The 18,138-nt window shown below is 40.9% G+C and carries 15 protein-coding genes and 2 pseudogenes; 12 read left to right on the forward strand and 5 right to left on the reverse strand.

Going from position 1 to position 18,138, the window contains the following annotated elements:
* Positions 1 to 41: 41 nt before the first annotated feature.
* The 4 genes from M1F17_RS18335 to M1F17_RS18350 all read right to left on the reverse strand — a co-directional run bounded on the left by M1F17_RS18335 (position 42) and on the right by M1F17_RS18350 (position 3,705).
* Entirely contained in the window at positions 42 to 1,091 is a 1,050-nt protein-coding gene (locus tag M1F17_RS18335; protein ID WP_318837103.1) for a hypothetical protein, read from the reverse strand.
* A gap of 9 nt (positions 1,092 to 1,100) precedes the next feature.
* On the reverse strand, positions 1,101 to 1,778 hold the full coding sequence (locus M1F17_RS18340) for a helix-turn-helix transcriptional regulator (protein WP_154639994.1): 678 nt from the start codon (positions 1,776 to 1,778) through the stop codon (positions 1,101 to 1,103).
* A gap of 56 nt (positions 1,779 to 1,834) precedes the next feature.
* Positions 1,835 to 2,563: a DUF3944 domain-containing protein gene (locus M1F17_RS18345; protein WP_154639993.1), complete on the reverse strand. Its 729-nt coding sequence runs from the start codon at positions 2,561 to 2,563 to the stop codon at positions 1,835 to 1,837.
* 221 nt (positions 2,564 to 2,784) lie between these two features.
* Positions 2,785 to 3,705: a hypothetical protein gene (locus M1F17_RS18350; protein WP_210855251.1), complete on the reverse strand. Its 921-nt coding sequence runs from the start codon at positions 3,703 to 3,705 to the stop codon at positions 2,785 to 2,787.
* A gap of 523 nt (positions 3,706 to 4,228) precedes the next feature.
* Here M1F17_RS18350 and M1F17_RS18355 point away from each other — a divergent pair.
* From M1F17_RS18355 to M1F17_RS18395, 9 genes and pseudogenes are all read left to right on the forward strand, one after another.
* Positions 4,229 to 5,269, forward strand: coding sequence for an inovirus-type Gp2 protein (locus M1F17_RS18355; protein WP_318837104.1), 1,041 nt, complete (start codon positions 4,229 to 4,231; stop codon positions 5,267 to 5,269).
* A 113-nt stretch (positions 5,270 to 5,382) separates the two neighbouring features.
* On the forward strand, positions 5,383 to 5,619 hold the full coding sequence (locus tag M1F17_RS18360) for a helix-turn-helix transcriptional regulator (protein ID WP_154628780.1): 237 nt from the start codon (positions 5,383 to 5,385) through the stop codon (positions 5,617 to 5,619).
* A 252-nt stretch (positions 5,620 to 5,871) separates the two neighbouring features.
* Positions 5,872 to 6,285: a putative zinc ribbon protein gene (locus M1F17_RS18365; protein WP_154628781.1), complete on the forward strand. Its 414-nt coding sequence runs from the start codon at positions 5,872 to 5,874 to the stop codon at positions 6,283 to 6,285.
* 128 nt (positions 6,286 to 6,413) lie between these two features.
* A pseudogene (gene hsdR / locus M1F17_RS18370) lies at positions 6,414 to 8,854 on the forward strand (EcoAI/FtnUII family type I restriction enzme subunit R).
* A 71-nt stretch (positions 8,855 to 8,925) separates the two neighbouring features.
* Entirely contained in the window at positions 8,926 to 10,398 is a 1,473-nt protein-coding gene (locus M1F17_RS18375) for an N-6 DNA methylase (RefSeq protein ID WP_210855246.1), read from the forward strand.
* A complete protein-coding gene (locus M1F17_RS18380) occupies positions 10,398 to 12,152 on the forward strand; it encodes a restriction endonuclease subunit S (protein WP_318837105.1) in 1,755 nt (584 codons plus the stop codon). The genes M1F17_RS18375 and M1F17_RS18380 overlap by 1 nt, the downstream gene beginning before the upstream one ends.
* A gap of 10 nt (positions 12,153 to 12,162) precedes the next feature.
* Positions 12,163 to 13,254 (forward strand): annotated as a pseudogene (locus M1F17_RS18385) (nuclease).
* A gap of 145 nt (positions 13,255 to 13,399) precedes the next feature.
* Positions 13,400 to 14,563: a DUF4268 domain-containing protein gene (locus tag M1F17_RS18390; RefSeq protein WP_154639989.1), complete on the forward strand. Its 1,164-nt coding sequence runs from the start codon at positions 13,400 to 13,402 to the stop codon at positions 14,561 to 14,563.
* A 225-nt stretch (positions 14,564 to 14,788) separates the two neighbouring features.
* Positions 14,789 to 15,594, forward strand: a protein-coding gene (locus M1F17_RS18395; RefSeq protein WP_272661231.1) for an IS5 family transposase whose coding sequence is annotated in 2 segments (ribosomal slippage) — positions 14,789 to 15,139 and positions 15,142 to 15,594 — 804 coding nt in all. Because the reading frame shifts where the segments join, the coding sequence is not laid out codon by codon here.
* An 83-nt stretch (positions 15,595 to 15,677) separates the two neighbouring features.
* Here M1F17_RS18395 and M1F17_RS18400 read toward each other — a convergent pair.
* A complete protein-coding gene (locus M1F17_RS18400) occupies positions 15,678 to 15,800 on the reverse strand; it encodes a transposase (RefSeq protein WP_150375746.1) in 123 nt (40 codons plus the stop codon).
* 521 nt (positions 15,801 to 16,321) lie between these two features.
* On the opposite strand from M1F17_RS18400, the gene M1F17_RS18405 reads away from it, so the two are divergent.
* The 3 genes from M1F17_RS18405 to M1F17_RS18415 all read left to right on the forward strand — a co-directional run bounded on the left by M1F17_RS18405 (position 16,322) and on the right by M1F17_RS18415 (position 18,099).
* Positions 16,322 to 16,522: a helix-turn-helix domain-containing protein gene (locus tag M1F17_RS18405; protein ID WP_230084737.1), complete on the forward strand. Its 201-nt coding sequence runs from the start codon at positions 16,322 to 16,324 to the stop codon at positions 16,520 to 16,522.
* 154 nt (positions 16,523 to 16,676) lie between these two features.
* Complete coding sequence (locus M1F17_RS18410) at positions 16,677 to 17,423, forward strand: hypothetical protein (protein WP_150375742.1); 747 nt, start codon at positions 16,677 to 16,679, stop codon at positions 17,421 to 17,423.
* Between the two features lie 154 nt (positions 17,424 to 17,577).
* Entirely contained in the window at positions 17,578 to 18,099 is a 522-nt protein-coding gene (locus tag M1F17_RS18415) for a CS1 type fimbrial major subunit (RefSeq protein WP_318837106.1), read from the forward strand.
* The last annotated feature ends 39 nt before the right edge of the window (positions 18,100 to 18,138 follow it).

The raw sequence follows: 18,138 nt of genomic DNA on the forward strand, positions 1-18,138 counted from the left end.
AGGCGTTCACTAAATATGAACGCCGAATAGTGTGTGAAAACTCAGTATTGATATCGGGCGATATCCGGTTTTTGAAAGGATTGTGTTTGGTAGTAAAATAACGCTTTCGCTATTCCGTTAATAATTTGAGGTGTTTCAAGTTTACCTTGGTACGCCCATGCGACGGCATTCGTTCTTGCAGAGCGGCCCAATGTTTTTTCCATCATGGCGGTAAAATCCTCCCGCCCTTGTTTATCCTCTAGGTTATACAGAACATGTGTTAGAACAGGCTTTTCAGGGTTAACGAGGCTCCAAATAAAAACTTGGGTGATTGACCAGTCTTGCGCATTTTGTTGTGTACGTTTTAGGTCTGTGATGTATTGCTCCGTGATTTGAATTCCTTCATTTTGTTGGTGTTTAAATTGTGTTAGCACATTGGTATTGTGTTGCTGAAGCTCGGAGACCTCTTTTCGGAGCGTTGCCTCAACATTTTCCGTTTGGTTTAACCACGGTAATAAATACAAGCCAACAACAGGGGCGTGGTCATTCAATGTCTCCGTTAACGCATTCCACGCTTTAAGCTGGCGCTCTGCTTCCTCTGACGGAGTATAACCGGCATTAAATGCAATCGGTGTCGTCATTGCATAAGGCTGGTCAACATTGTCACGGAGCAGTGACCAGTCATGTTGAGACAGTGTTGTGATGACCTGTAAAACCTGTGTAAGCCTCTGCTCCTCAAGGGTTGAATCTGTTTTCGGTGTTTCCGCATTGGCAAAACGCGGTATGAGTTTAGTCATACCGTCTATTGCCGTTTGATACCCGTTATTTAAATCATGATTAATGGCGGTTTGTAATGCCCCTTCAGCTAACTGACACTTATAGACTACCAAGGGTCTTTCTTGTTCATCCGTTAAGGTTTCCCATGTTGGCGAAACACAATCTTTACGGTGGTTGAGTACACCGCCGAGTGTCACACTGCGGTCGTAATCATAAATCAATCCTTGAACACGCAAAATGTCTTGGGAAACAGTCTTAGCAGGGGTTGAGGTTGCATCATCACATCCCAGCAAGAGTGCGCTGCCTATGCAAACAGTATAAAAAATAGCTTTCATCTTAATGCCTTATAGTTTAACGAGTGATTGGATATATTGGTAATGGGGCAAGGCTTGAATAAACGCCTCTTCACATAACCGTTGGTTGAGGTCTTCACGATAACGAAAGCCCCGCGCCGTCATGACCACATCTTGCAAGGCCATCACATCAAAGACATGAATGTGCTGCGCGATATCAGCGGCGAGATACCAATGACCGTGGTAATAAATCAACTTATACGGGGCGACGTTCGTGATGCTTTTTCCTTGGTGGGTAAATTGCAGTAAACGCCGTTTCACAATAGCTTGTGTGAGGACATAAAATCCCCCAAACAGCGAAGGACGCTGCTCAGGGGGTGTATGGTAGACAATGAACGGTGAATCAATCGTCGGGTCGAGCAGAACCGTCAGCAGCTTCCTGTCTAAAGCCGGAAACAGTGAGGTGACATGCGTAATGGCGGCAAAGCGCAATATGTCCTTATCGGTACGAAAGGGACGCTGTGATGCTGCCAATCGATAGCCACCTTGGTGATATTCCAAGTCCAGATATTGAAGGCGCTCATTAAAGTCACGCCGTAGGGTACGAGTCGAGACATTGAGCTCTTCTGACAGCTCGGATAAATAAACGGTTTCTCCTCGAAATAATTGACTGATAATAAACGCCAACCGAGACGCAAGCCGGTCATGGCGAGACACAGAAGTCGACATGATGTTGTCCTTATTAAAATAGCTCCGGCAAGCGGATAGAATGGGATTGATAAACCTTATTGCGATAAGGCTTTTTGTCGTAAGTACGCCACAATGATGCAGGCAGGAACGGTGACCCGATAAGCGGGTCCCGCTAAGTCAGCGACAAGCCATGCTGAGCTCACTGCAAGACCAATCGGACCCGCAATCAAGGAAAGTGCTCGGTGTGCGGCAAAGAGTGTGCCAATGGTGGCAAACCCGCCGAGCGCATTAATCACGCCAATGGCGGAGAGTGTGGCCACTTCCAGTGCGGCAATGCCTGAGGTACGGATAGCCGCTTGAACCGCAATCAAAATCAGTTGAGGCGTGGGGTTGGTGAGGTTAAGTTGCATGTCACGGGAAAAAGCTTGTAGCTCTTCCGTGGTCAGCTCATTTAAGCTTTTTTCTAATACTTTCAATAACAAATTTAATTCCAAGGTTTCGGTATTTCCTTCCTTCGGGTAATTGACATCAAGGTGGTCACAGACATCCTGTAAGATTTCACGGTACAGCACGCCCTTATTGCCTCGAACAAGACTCATCAAGCTGTTAGCCCCAAAGGCTTGCAATTCAGCAGCAATCGACATCCAGTATTGCTGGTGCTCCGGATGGTAGAGTTGATATTCAGGCGAGCTAGTTAAGGTTTCAGTCCAACGCTTTTGTCCGTCTTTGCTGTCGTGAGTCAGTACAGACACAAGCAAGCCCAGTTCTTCATTGCTGCATTCACGTAAAAACGCTAAATCGGTATCTAATCGGTAAGTTGCCATCAGTATTATTCCCTAGCTTGAAAAAGAGAACACTACGATAACAACCTCACCGGACAGGTTATGTCCGGCTATTTGACTTTTTTTCGAGAGATAAATGAAGGGAAATGACAGGGTGTGTCATGAATGAAGTTTAACTTATTGATATATAAACAAAATAACCGAAATCATTATCAATTGAATAATATATATGTGAAAAAAAATCGAATCATAATGAACTTTACTTATTCATCTTCTTTTTCAATTAGATAAGTTAAATACTCGTTGATTTTCATTCTGTGCCGTTTAGCTAATCTTGATAACTTATCTTTCACATCTTTGTCTAAATATGTGTTTAGCACTTTCTTTTCCGATATTTGACTTCGATAGTTTTCTTGTGACCACGCCTTTTTCATTTTAATAATTAATAACTCTTTTGAGTCTGGAGATATATCTAATCTAACATCAAAACACCCCATTAATTGCACTCGTTCACTAGCAAATGTATAAACTTCTGAACAAGACCATCGAGAAAATAAGCGAGACCTTGCAATATAATTTTTTGCCCATTCCATTTGTGTTGCATTACGTTCATCAAGCCATGACAAATAGTTTGTATCCTTAATTGACATCCATTTTCGTTTCAAATACGCAAGAATTTCAATTTTTTTCTCAATTGAAGAATCCAGTAAATCAAAAAAATACATAATATTATCTAATGCATCTTTTGTATTATTGGGTGATGGCGATAAACCTTGCTTACGATACTCATACTCATCCAATGGAGTTAGATAATCGACACGCTCATACTCAGATGTTCGATAAATAACTCGATATCGATGGTCATTAATCGCTAAAATCTTTTTGTTTGTTAAATAATGATTGATGTAGTAGAGAATAAAAAAGGCACATCGCTCATTGGATTTAATCCAATCAAATGCTTCATTTTGTATAACTTTGCAACTAAATTCGTCTTTCGCCTCACGAATGAACCGCATACGCTCTGTCGTATCTTCCAGCTTATTTTTTATGGCTTTATTAAGCTCTCTTTCACTCCGTGGCCGGGCCTCCATGAATTGAATATTCAACATTTTTGAAATGTAAGAACTATAAAAATACCGTTCTCTGTCATTGCTTATTTTTAAGTATTTATCCTGATTAGACATAAACCATCCCTTAAAGAACTACGTAGTAATAGTGTAGCTTCTTTTGTCTTTAATTAGTCTCTATTACGTCACAATTTACGTTGTTTTTATGTCATATCTCATGTCTTACACACATATAGACAGATTGATTATAAGATGATTAATTTCAATATATTAAAATAAAAAAGCACTAACTTGAAGCATATGAAAAGTACCTAAAATCAAAAAATAGGTATGATAACCCCAAGCATAACCATTCATTAAACATTAAAACCCGAGCTCAGCTTCTAGGATTGTTTATTATTAATGAGTTAATCAGTATGTCTCTTGTTTATCTTGACCCATTCACAATCATGTTAACTACAGAAGAATGAGAACATGTAAAACCATGCTCAATTGTCACTGAAAAACATTACGCATAAGCAATACAACTCCATGCTGATTTTTACCTAAATCAGCATTATTCACATCGAGGCCTATAAAAAATTAAAAATAACTCCTCTGCCTGATGATACGAACCTTTATTCAACTACAGGCAAATAAAATGACAAATCGCGCACTTCACTTAAATCAAGTTGTTCTCTCAACCACTTTTGAACATGACCGTCTAATGCTCACTCGAGACCACTCAATGCGTGAGTTGGTCTCGCTACTCATGGGAAATATTAAATACCTTTCGAAACGTCTAACCCATAAATTAGATTTATATAAAGGCATTCCCTTGTCGCCCAATAACCCACGCTTGCAGCTCACCTCGACATCCCCTAAAGGTGAGCTCTTTTTAGAAACGCTCAAGTTCATCAATTACATTCAATCAATGGAAAAATCTCGAATACAGCGTTTGCATCCTACCCTTGAGTTGTTGGTCTCTCTTTTTAACAAATACCGCCTAAACGACATACTCATAGACAAAGATAAATACTGGCTGGTGGATACCCCTGAACACGTTCAGTGGCTTAACGAGGCCTTCCATGAATTCCAAAGCACGTTAAAGAGCCCTGACTACAAAAAGCAAGTTCGTGCCTTCGAGCAAGGTGCTCAGAAGAACTACCGTCGAGCTCAGCAATACATTGACTCGTTGTATCAACGTTACTCCAAACTGCTAGTTGTGCGTGTAGACCTGTCTTACAAAAGTGGTATTTGCCATAGAGTTAAAGCTCATCACCTTCGTCAGCATCGCCAAGCCCTGTACAAAGCCATTAACCGCGACCGACTCTTTTCATGCTGTGTCGGGTATATCTTGAAATTGGAATTCGGTATGGAAAAAGGATTTCATTACCACGCTTTGTTTTTCTTTGATGGACAAAAAGTGAGGCGGGACATCACGCTGGGCAAACTCATTGGTGAACTCTGGCAAGAACGTATAACGGACATGGCTGGCCTGTACTTTAACTGTAATTACCAAAAAGAAAGCTATCGCGAACTGGGGATTGGTTTACTGAAACGTACTGATGCGGAGAGTAAGAAAGGATTACTCAATGCGGTGAGGTATTTATGTAAAGCGGATGCATGGGTCCGTCTGGCTGTACCTGAACTCAAACGCACCTTTTGGCGAGGCGAAATCAAACCGAGAAAACGCCAATAGTTAGCAACCAAGTTATTTTTTACACATCCGGTTAATGATGTGGAGTGATATCCACATCCCATTTTTCGATATCGCTCCTGCTTTTTACACACTCTAAAAACAGGAGTTTTACCATGAGCACGCAAACTGAAAATATTGCATTACTTGATGACCAATTCATTGACATGAAATTTATCACCGCACTAACTGGGTTAACGGATAAGTGGTTCTATAAGTTGATCCAAAATGGAGAGTTCCCAAAACCCATCAAGTTTGGTCGCATGTCGCGCTGGTTAAAGAGCGAAGTCGTACAGTGGTTACAAGCACGCATTGATGAATCGAGAGGAACCAACTCAGCCCTTGGATCCTAAGGTACTAGCGCGAGTCGTCGTGCATTTTTCATAGCATACCCACCCCATTACCCACCAACTCACTTTCAACCACACCTGGTGCGATTGAACGCGTTCTAGGCAACGTTGCATCCTAAACATACGAACCTGACTCGATACGCATGCAGCCTATGCTCAGTGGTCTTCTAAGTTTCAAGGTGGGTTGCCGAGTGTGGATCCTGAATGTTGGGTACTCAGAACGTTTAGTTTAAATTTTACAGAAGGAGCACAACCATGCTTAAATTACATGAAGTCAAAATGTCGCTAGCCTTAACGCAGAACAATCGTTTCGCGGGAGCCAATCAGGAATCGAGTTATTCACGAGAAAACTATTACTGTGCTCACTGCGGTGAGCCCGTCACACTGCACAAGACGCCAACGGAGTCATGGTTTACCCATTCTGATCCTCAGACCGCAGAGCACTGTCCGCGGCTCATCAGTAAGATCAAGAGCTTAGAAGATAAGGCACGACTGAGCACACAGGTTCGATCAGTGTCCCCTATTTTAAAGATCACGGATTGGTTTTGCGTGCAGTGTCGTGAGTATTTTACAAGTAATCAAAAATGTTGCCCGAAGTGCCATGAGGGGATTTGGTGTATTCCTGCTTTGAATGTGACAGAAGAACATCAGCCTAAAACAAATAGGTAATTTCCATATAAGCGATTTAAATATTAATGGATTTTAATAATTATAATGCTATTCACTTTATAACCTAACTCCCTCCTATATTCTGTGTATAATTAAGCACTAATCCCAATTTCGTTAAGAGAGCTGCTATGGCTGGTGTGAATAAAATTCATCTGACTGAAACGGACATCATTACTAAGTATATCCTCCCTGCGGTTAAGGATGCAGGTTGGGATGCGATGTCGCAGATCCGCCAAGAAGTCAAACTTCGTGATGGCAAAGTGGTGGTACGCGGTAAGTTAGCAGCACGATTGACAGTGAAATCAGCCGACATAGTGCTCTACCATAAGCCGGGGTTGCCACTTGCCGTCATAGAGGCTAAAGCGAATAAACACGAAATGGGAAAAGGAATGCAGCAAGGGCTAGATTACGCACGCCTACTCGACGTCCCTTTTATTTTTGCTTCTAATGGTGATGGTTTTATCTTCCATGACAAAACCAATCCTGTGCAACTTGAATCCGAAATCTTCCTCGACGACTTTCCAACACCAGAACAGCTTTGGACTAAATACTGTACTTGGAAAGGTTTTACTGCCGAGCAGCTACCCATAATTAGTCAAGATTACTACGATGATAGTAGTGGAAAGTCCCCTCGTTATTATCAACTACAAGCCATTAATAAAACCGTAGAAGCCGTTTCTGCTGGACAAAAACGCGTATTACTCGTGATGGCGACGGGTACTGGCAAAACTTATACCGCATTTCAGATTATCTGGCGTTTATGGAAAGCTAAAAATAAAAAACGCATTCTGTTTCTTGCAGACCGCAATATCCTTGTCGATCAAACTAAAAATAACGACTTTCAACCTTTTGGTAGCGCAATGGCAAAAGTGACAGGTAGAACGATTGACCCAGCCTATGAAATTCAACTTGCACTCTATCAAGCAATTACTGGTCCAGAAGAGCACCAAAAAGCCTTTAAACAGGTAGCTCCCGAATTCTTTGATCTGATTGTTATCGACGAGTGCCACCGTGGTAGCGCATCAGAAAACAGCGCATGGCGAGAAATTCTTGAATACTTCAGCAGTGCGACCCAAATAGGCTTAACTGCAACACAAAAGAAACTGATGACGTTTCCAGCACTGATTACTTTGGCGACCCCGTTTACACTTATTCACTTAAAGAAGGCATCGAAGACGGTTTCCTTGCACCATACAAAGTCGTTCGAGTCGATATCGATGTCGACTTACAAGGTTGGCGCCCAACAAAAGGCCAAGTTGATAAACAAGGCCAACTAATTGATGACCGAATTTATAACCAAAAAGACTTTGACCGCACTATGGTGATTGATGAACGTACTCAGCTGGTGGCACAAACCATCACTGATTACCTAAAACGCACCAATCCAATGGATAAAACCATCGTTTTTTGTAACGATGTTGACCACGCAGAACGTATGCGCCGTGCATTGGTAAACCTAAATCCAGAGCAAGTGCGAAAAAATGAAAAATACGTGATGAAAATCACTGGCGATGACGATATTGGTAAGTCACAACTCGATAATTTCATCAATCCGAAAAAGCCTTACCCAGTGATTGCGACCACCTCAGAACTGATGAGTACCGGAGTGGATGCTCAAACCTGCAAACTGGTCATACTAGACCAAAATATTCAATCCATGACCAAATTCAAGCAGATCATCGGGCGTGGAACGCGTATTAACGAGAAATTCGATAAACTCTGGTTCACTATTCTCGATTTCAAAAAGGCTACCGAACTGTTTGCTGACGAGCGCTTTGATGGCTTGCCTGAAAAAGTGATCCGCGCAACACCTAAAGATATTTCTGATCCCGAGTCTGATTTCAATGATGTATTAGAAGATGAGGTTCCAGAAAACGAAGCGTTAGATAACAATGCATTTACGGGGGCAGAAGAACCGTCCGCTCGCTATGGCGCCACATCAGAAAGTGACAGCGGTGTTTTTGAAGAGTGTGATGAAAACAGAATTCGCAAATATCATGTCAACGGCGTCAGCGTAAAAATACTAGCAAAACGCGTCCAATATTACGATGCTGATGGCAAATTAGTCACCGAATCCTTTCGGGACTACACCCGTAAAACACTACTCAAAGATAAAGACTTTGCCTCTCTTGATAACTTCATTCGTAAATGGCACTCTGCCGAACGTAAACAGGTTATTATTGATGAGCTCCAGCAGCTCGGCGTGCTTTGGGAAGTGTTAGCAGAAGAAGTGAGCAAAGATCTTGACCCATTCGATCTCCTTTGCCACGTGGTTTATGGTCAACCGCCCCTGACGCGTAAAGAACGGGCTGACAACGTGCGTAAACGTAACTACTTCACCAAATATTCAGAACCTGCACAGCATGTACTCAATACCTTGCTGGATAAATACGCAGATGAAGGAGTGCAGGAAATTGAAGACATTCAGGTACTAAAACTGAAACCGTTCGACAGCCTAGGCCGTCCGCTAGAAATCATCAAAAGTAGCTTTGGTAATAAACAAGCTTACGAGCAGGCAGTCAATGAGCTGGAAGACCAAATTTATCAGTTACCACCTCGCCAGGCCTAATAACCCATATTATTTTACCACCGTGAGTCATCAACTCTCGGTGGCTTCATTTTTACCAATGGAATACAAACATGTCGATCAGCTCAGTAATTAAATCCTTACAAGACATCATGCGCAAAGATGCAGGTGTAGACGGTGATGCTCAACGCCTTGGGCAACTGTCCTGGCTATTATTTCTGAAAATATTTGATACTCAGGAAGAAGAGCTTGAGCTTGAGCAAGGCGATTACCAACTCCCCATTAATGCGCGTTACTTGTGGCGTACTTGGGCAGCAAACAACGAGGGAATTACTGGGGATGAACTGCTCGAATTCGTCAATGACGATTTATTCCCTGCTTTAAAAAATCTCGCAGCGCCTATTGATAAAAACCCGCGTGGTTATGTGGTGAAACAAGCGTTTAGCGATGCCTATAACTACATGAAAAATGGTACGATCCTACGCCAAGTTATCAATAAGCTGAATGAAATCGACTTCAGCAGTAGCACCGAACGCCACTTGTTCGGTGATATCTATGAACAAATTCTACGCGACTTACAAAGTGCAGGTAATGCAGGTGAGTTCTATACCCCTCGTGCCGTTACACGCTTTATGGTCAACCGTATTGACCCCAAATTGGGTGAATCGATTATGGACCCAGCATGTGGTACGGGCGGTTTCCTTGCCTGTGCGTTCGACCATGTGAAACAGCATTACGTGAACACCACTGAAGATCATAAAACGCTACAACACCAAATCTACGGCGTTGAAAAAAAACAACTCCCACATTTGCTGTGTACCACTAATATGCTATTGCATGGTATTGAAGTTCCGGTACAAATTCGTCATGACAATACATTGAACAAGCCACTGTCCGCTTGGGATGAACAATTCGATGTCATTATTACCAATCCACCGTTTGGCGGCACTGAAGAAGATGGTATCGAGAAAAATTTCCCAGCGGAAATGCAAACTCGCGAAACCGCCGACCTGTTCTTGCAATTGATCATTGAAGTGCTTGCGGATAAAGGCCGAGCAGCTGTGGTTCTGCCGGATGGCACATTGTTTGGTGAAGGCGTCAAAACCAAAATCAAAAAATTGCTAACCGAAGAGTGCAATCTACACACCATTATACGTTTGCCAAATGGCGTATTTAATCCATATACCGGAATCAAAACCAATATCCTCTTCTTCATCAAAGGCCAACCAACCAAAGAAGTTTGGTTCTACGAACACCCCTATCCAGAGGGAGTTAAAAACTACAGCAAAACCAAACCGATGAAATTTGAAGAATTCCAAAAAGAAATCGATTGGTGGGGCAATGAAGCTGACAATTTTGCCAGCCGTGAAGAGAACAATCAAGCGTGGAAAGTCAGCATTGATGAAATCATTGCCCGTAACTTTAACCTCGATATCAAAAACCCATATCAAGGTGAAGCGATCAGCCACGATCCCGACGAATTACTGGCGCAGTACCAAACACAACAAGCTGAAATCAGTAAACTGCGTCATCAGTTACGCGATATCCTTGGTGCGGCATTAGCTGGCAATAAGGAAACAAACTGATGACCGTTGAGAAACTAATTAGCGACCATATCGATATTTGGTCTTCTGCACTACAAACTCGCTCCACCGCAGGGCGTGGCAGCAACGGTAAAATTGATCTTTATGGTATTAAGAAACTGCGCGAACTGATCTTAGAGCTGGCAGTTCGTGGCAAATTAGTACCGCAAGACCCAAATGATGAACCTGCCTCAGAGCTGTTAAAGCGCATTGCGGCTGAAAAAATGGAGCTCATGAAGCAGGGAAAAATAAAAAAACAAAAGCCACTTCCTGAAATTAGTGACGATGAGAAGCCGTTTGAGTTGCCGACTGGGTGGGAGTGGGTGAGGTTAGGTTTTATTACTAACTATGGCGAGTGTGATAAGGCAGAACCAACAGATGCGGATGCAGATACGTGGATAGTTGAACTTGAAGATATTGAAAAGAGTACATCCAAACTCTTAAACCGAGTTAAATTCTCTGAGCGTCCATTTAAAAGTTCAAAGAATAAATTTAATAAAAATGATGTCCTCTACGGGAAGTTACGACCGTATCTGGATAAAGTTTTGATTGCTGATGATAGTGGTGTATGTACAACCGAAATTATTCCTATAAAAGTCTACGGCAATATTCTCCCTAGTTACCTTCGCCTTTTACTTAAATCTCCAAGGTTTATTGCTTACGCAAATGAATCAACTCATGGAATGAACTTACCAAGGTTAGGAACCGATAAAGCCATCAATGCAGTTGTTGAATTAACAGCAATTGCAGAACAAGTAAGGATTGTGAATAAAGTTGACGAACTAATGTCCCTCTGCGATCAACTAGAACAACAATCGCTAACCAGCCTTGATGCACATCAACAACTAGTTGAAACCCTATTAGCAACACTTACGGATAGCCAAAACGCAAAAGAACTCTCTGAAAATTGGTCGCGAATTAGCCAGCATTTCGACACACTATTTACTACCGAGGCGAGCATCAATACGTTAAAGCAAACCATTTTGCAATTAGCCGTCATGGGTAAACTGGTTCCACAAGATCCTAACGATGAACCAGCTTCTGAACAGCTAAAACGTATTGAACAAGAAAAAGTACAGATGGTGAAAAACGGTAAAATTAAAAAACAAAAACCATTGCCGCCGATTAGTGATGAAGAAAAACCGTTTGAGTTACCGCAAGGGTGGGAGTGGACAACGATGCAAAACCTACAACCTGAATTTCAAAATGGATTGTCTAGCAGAGGTAATTCATCAGGTAAAAATTGTATAGTTATCCGCCTAGCAGATATAAAAAATTGGCAAGTATCCTTTGCTGATACTAGAACGTTAACAGTGACTGATTCTGAATCTAAGAAATATTATCTTGATAAAAAGGATATATTGATAGTTCGTGTTAATGGTAGTGCTGATATTGTTGGTAGATTCATTTTATATAGTGGCGATCAACATGTATGCTACTGCGATCATTTTATTAGATTGCGATTTCCACATAAGGGAGTTATAGATGAACGTTACTTAACTTTGATTGCATCTTCATCATTAGTACGAAGCAAAATTAATAATTTGTTTATTACAACGGCCGGTCAAAAAACAGTTAATCAGACACATATCAATTCTCTTTTTTTTCCTTTACCTCCATATAACGAGCAGGGTTCTATTATTGATAGAGTTAAAAAATTATTTACTCTTTGCGACACCTTAAAACTCCGCCTGCAATCTATCCAACAAACCCAGCTCCACCTAACGGATACGCTCGCTGATGCAGCATTAAACTAAGGAACAGATGATGTCAATTAATCATGCTATCTGGCGTGTAGGTGATAATCCCCAGCCGCTAACAACTAGCAAACTTGCCAGCGAACAACTGCTGGAAAAAATGATTTTAAACGATCCAGCTATTCTCTCTGACCAATGGATAATTATTGGACATCAGGAAAATACTCTCGACAACGGTCGCATCGACCTACTGGCAATTGCTCCAGATGCATCTCTGATCCTAATTGAGCTTAAACGTGACCATACACCGCGTGAGGTAGTCGCACAAGCACTGGATTATGCATCTTGGGTTGATGACCTCAGTGCTGATCGTCTGTCGCAGATTTACGAAAAATTCTCTAATGGAGGAAACCTGGGTGATGCATTCAAACAACGTTTCAATGTTGAACTAGAAGAAGAATCACTTAACCAGTCCCATCAAATTATTATCGTCGCAGCAGAACTCGACCCGTCTACTGAACGTATCGTGGACTATCTAAGCAAAAATGGTATTTCGATCAACGTTCTATTTTTTAAAGTATTCCAACACGGCGATGAACAATTTCTAAGTCGTGTTTGGCTTATTGACCCAAGCGAAACACAAACCAATGCGGCACTCGCAACCACTGGGTCAAATGCGAATACCAAGGAACCTTGGAACGGTGAGTTTTATGTCTCTTTTGGAGGCCGAATTTGGGAAGAGGCACGCCGTTACGGATTTATCAGCGCAGGTGGTGGAAGCTGGTATAGTCAGACATTAAAACAACTTCAACCAGGTGATCGTGTATGGGTAAAAATTCCAGCGACAGGTTATGTTGGTGTCGGCATTGTACAAAGCACCGTTGAACCTGCTAGCAGCTTTACCATCAACACTGATGATGGTGAAAAACTGGCAATGGATATACTCAAATACAGTGAACTTTATCAACAAAATGCAAATAACCCTGATAAATCTGAGTATTTTGTTCCTGTAAAGTGGCTAGAAACCCGTGATGAACAAGAGGCAGTTAATTAAGTCGGATTTTTCGGCAATCAGAATACTGTCTGTAAACCCACAACACCAAAATGGCGTCACACAGTCGAAAAACTAAAACGTTATTTTACAAACTGGGATGCGAAATAGTCATTTCCGATGTTGCTTTTGCGGGATATATAAAATACTAGTACTTGATAGGCGTTTTAACTAGACTTTCAGACATTCTAGCCGTCAACTACTCTCAAGCGAAATTACATTACCTAAGACTTAAAAGAACTAAAAGAGGCAATTCATGTATAAAGTCGATAAACAGGAAAATACCTTACACTCTTTACAAGAAGTGTCTTTCAGTAGCTTAGGTTTCCGTGAACGTGAACATCTACAAGAATGGTTAGCTAAAAATCCGCAAGCATTAACTAAAAAAGAAGAAGTTAACGATGAACTGTTAATTATACAAAAAGAATTTGCTGGATTTGATGAAACTAAAGAGCGTCTAGATCTACTTGCATTAGATAAAGATGGTAATTTGGTGATTATTGAAAATAAACTTGATGATTCAGGCCGTGATGTGGTTTGGCAATCACTAAAATATGCGGGGTATTGTGCTAATTTACGTCAAGAAAGTATCATTGACATATTTCAGCGCTATCTCAACCAGTATGAACCAAATGAAACGCGCTCAGCATCTGAAATCATTATTGAATTTATTGGCCGTGAAGTTGTACTTAACCGCAAAGGTACACAACGCGTCATCATGGTAGCTGCTCATTTTCGCAAAGAAGTGACCAATACAGCATTATGGCTGATGCAGTTTAATATTCGTATCCAATGTTTTAAAGTCACTCCTTATTGCTTTGGTAACGACGTGTTTATCGATATTCGACAAGTTATCCCAACGCCTGAAGCCGAATCGTTCATGATCGGCATGGCACAAAAAGAAGCAGAAGAACAATCATCAGGTAATGACCTTCAGCAGCGCCACTATTTACGACGTGAGTTTTGGACACAAGCACTAGAAGAGTTTCGTCGCAGTCGCTGCGATCTTTTTAATAATCGTTCACCATCAACAGATCATTGGTTAGCTGCGGGTTCTGGTCTCAGTGGGGTACCATATGAGCTGATTTTTTCGCAAAAAGATGCCCGAGTACAACTCAATCTTTCCCGAGCTGATGCCCAAGAAAACACATGGCTGTTTGAACATTTACTCGAACAAAAATCACAAATTGAGCATACCTTTGGTCATACATTAGAATGGAGACCATTACCAGAACGAAAAAGTTGCCAAATAGTTTTCCTTCAATCTTTTGATGGCATGGATAAAGAACAATGGCCAACAATCATAAATTGGATGATTGAAAATATGTCCAAATTAGAACTTGCTTTAAGGCAGCCTCTTGCAGAACTTTCTATTCAGCTCAAACAAAGTGGCTTAATTACAGAGGGTGAAGAAGAATAAATCTTAGGTGAAAAGAATTTAGACGAATTAGATTTTGCTAGTTTTTGGAGTAAAAACGGAGGAATGTCTCCTCCCATAATCTTCAGTCATTCCGTACACCAAAAAAGCTGGTAATAGTCCTTTAATATAATACGTATGCCCTCATAGTCTAACCAATCTCTGCTTAGAACCTATCCCAAAAGGAATTGTCAGATAATACATAATGATAATTTCTGAGGGCGAAGCGTGGCGGGCAACAAGTGGCAGATCAGTGATGGACTCTGGGAGAAAATGGCTCCACTGATTCCGGAGCATAAAACTCACCATCCTCTGGGTACGCACCGCAAGCGGGTTGATAATCGCGCTGTAATGAACGCCATCTTCTTCGTACTCAGGACGGGTTGCCAGTGGAATGCGCTGAATGCCACCGGTATATGCTCGTCAAGCTCTGCTCACCGCCGATTTCAGGAGTGGCGGGATGCTGGCGTATTTGAACGCTTCTGGCAAAACGGGTTGCTTGCCTGCGAACAGCTGGACGCTATTGACTGGTCGTGGCTGTCGATTGATGGTTGTATGACCAAATCCCCCCTGGCAGGCTCAAAAAAACAGGCCGGAACCCTACAGACCGTGGGAAACAGGGCGTAAAGCGCAGTCTGATGACTGACGCGAACGGGCTTCCGCTTGCACTGGTTGTAGCCGGAGCAAATACGCACGACATAAAGCTGGTTGCGGATACGCTCGATGCCCTCCAGACGGGCAGACCATGCAAGAGGCTCCGGTTGTGCATGGACAAAGGGTATGAAGCGGAATGGTTGGGATCGTATCTGAAAAGTCGTCGCTATGAACCTCATATCCAGTCACGGAAGGATGAGTCAGAAGCCATCAAAAACACGGATTTTAAGGCTCACCGCTGGGTTGTAGAGAGAACACACAGTTGGATGAATCGCTACCGTCGTGTCCTGACTCGTTGGGAGAAGAAAGTCGAGAATTATGAGGCGATGCTGCATTTTGCCTGTGCTGTCATTGTCTGGAATAAAAACCTATTGGGATAGGTTCTTAATAGCTCAGCTCTCTCATCGGAATTCAAACTACTACCAGATCGCTCAGCGTCAAATTTTGCTTTCCAGTTATAAAGTCATTTATCGGTGCTCCCTAAAGAAGCTGCCGCTTTTGGTATGCTATAACCTTGCTCGGTGACTAATGCGATCGCCTCTTGCTTAAATTCAGCGGTATAAAACCTATTTTTTCGTTTTTTCATTTAACACCTCAATAATTGGATTATATTCCATTATTAAAGTGTCCTGATTTAGTTGCGCAGAATAATCAATATTCATCACGCATACTCAATCACCAATTTTTACCCTAATATCGAACGACAAAAACAACAGTAATGCGTAATATGTCAAATTTAGTTTCAGAATGCGTGTTAATATTTCAATCGCAATCTGGTAACTCACGTTATCATTTCCCAAGAAACTTAACATCTTATGAAAAATCTATTTAAAATCATAAAGTAATACACATAAAATCAAAAAGCATTGACGATAACGATCAATACAAATCAAACCAATAGTCATGAACTATCATAAACAACAAAATTGATCGTCTTAAACTATTTCCCTCTCCTCTTAATTTACCTTAGTCTTTAGCACCAATAGTTTTGATATTAACCATATTTTAATTTGGTAAAACGAGTGGTTCGCGTTAATGAGATACAATATATCAAGTGCAAGTGTTCGCATAGGTGCATTTTTTCGAAAAAACAGAAGATTACTAGGTATGTCGGGGAAAATATTAGGACAAAAATTAAATATCTCCCAACAACACATCTCTCGACTAGAACGAGGGCAAGCAACATTTTCAATCGAAATCATTCTGCAATTATTAAATGAGATTGATAAAACGTTACTTGATTTAATTGTCGAGGTATTTTATGAAGAGCCCTGTGAAGTTTTAATTGAATATCAACGTTTGCGTTAATTCAGTACTGCATTAACGCAAAAGAAAATAGCCTACATTTTCCATTAATCTGTTTTCTGGGATTATTTTAAGTTTTAAGATGAATTAGATTGGGTATTTGTGTTGATTTTTAATTAAAGTTTTATTTTTTATTATATAAAAAATTGGAATATGTATGCTTAAACGAATTCACTTTATTTTAACATTGTTATTAATGAGTATAACAATAACAGTATGTGCCTCACCTTCCATTGGTATTGGTAGTATGTATGATGTTTTTACGCCGGAAACACAAAGCCTGACCAAACGCGTATATAATACAGGAACATCTACCGCATTTGTCCGTGTTGAGGTATTGGAGATTGATGTTACACCGAAAATGAATCAACGCGAATCAACACAAAAAGAAGTTGACGCAGGCTCATTAACACAAGAACGACTCATTGTCTCACCACTAAGATTAATCATTCCTCCATCGGGCTTTCAGACTGTACGTATATTGTGGTCAGGAGCGCGAGATAAAGAACGTTATTTTAGGATCCGTTTTACCCCTGTACTCCCAGAAGAAAATGATGGTTTTGGTATGAGCAAGGATGAAATAACTCAATACAAGAAAAACGCACTGGAGGCCGGAATTAATGTATTGACTGGGTATGGTAGTGTTGTTGTGATGCAACCTGAAAAACCTTTATTTAATACCGTTATTGACGATAGGAACAAACAAATAGCAATAGTAAATAAAGGAAATGCTACCATTATATTAGATAATATCCGTTATTGTGAAAACGTAAAATCACATTGCGAGAACAAATCCCGAGAAATTATATTGCCTGGGAGGGAGTTTATTTTACAAAAAAAACAGAATAACAAAATCACCTTCACATTAATTGAAGGTGATAAATCAAAATCATTTAATTATTAACATTAACATCAATCTAGATAAATAATTAATTTTAATTTTAATTTTAATTTTGTTTTCAATTTTAATTTTGTTTTCTAGTTATAGAAAATAAATAAATAAATAGGAAAACAGCGTTTTCCTTCTTTTTTTTAATCATCATAAATGAGGTATTCACATGTTAAAAAAATCATTATCCGCGATTTTAATGTCTTGCGCGGCTTTAGGGTCAATGACTGTTCACGCTGCGGATGAACAACGCTACGCTATCGACTTAACGGCCACCATCCCAACAGATGATTTTCAAGTTATTCCTGTTGAGGGCGGCTGGGTTAATCAAACGCAAGAAATGGTTTATGATTTAGGAACTAAGAAGTTACAAGATTTCTCCAAGCAATTTCAATATAAAAATACATCCGGTGGTATTCAAGCAACCTTAACGAATACCGACTCAACTGGTACAGCTATCTTATCAAATGGAAAAGATACCATTCCGTTAACTGTTATCTTTAACGGTGTATCACTCAGCAATACGGCTAATACCGTAGTTGATGCCGCAGATGCCAACGCAGGCGGTCGTGCTAATCTTCGCATTACACAAAAAACAGACACACCTCTAACTGTGACAGGCTCTTTTACTGGCCAAGTGGCAATGGTTTTTGAACCAGCGCTTGTCGCGCCTCCAGCTGGAGACAAATAAGTTACTCAAGTGATGAAGGCCTTTGAGGCCTTCATCCTT

This window comes from Providencia sp. PROV073 (assembly GCF_033688125.1).
Classification (GTDB): Bacteria; Pseudomonadota; Gammaproteobacteria; order Enterobacterales; family Enterobacteriaceae; genus Providencia; species Providencia hangzhouensis.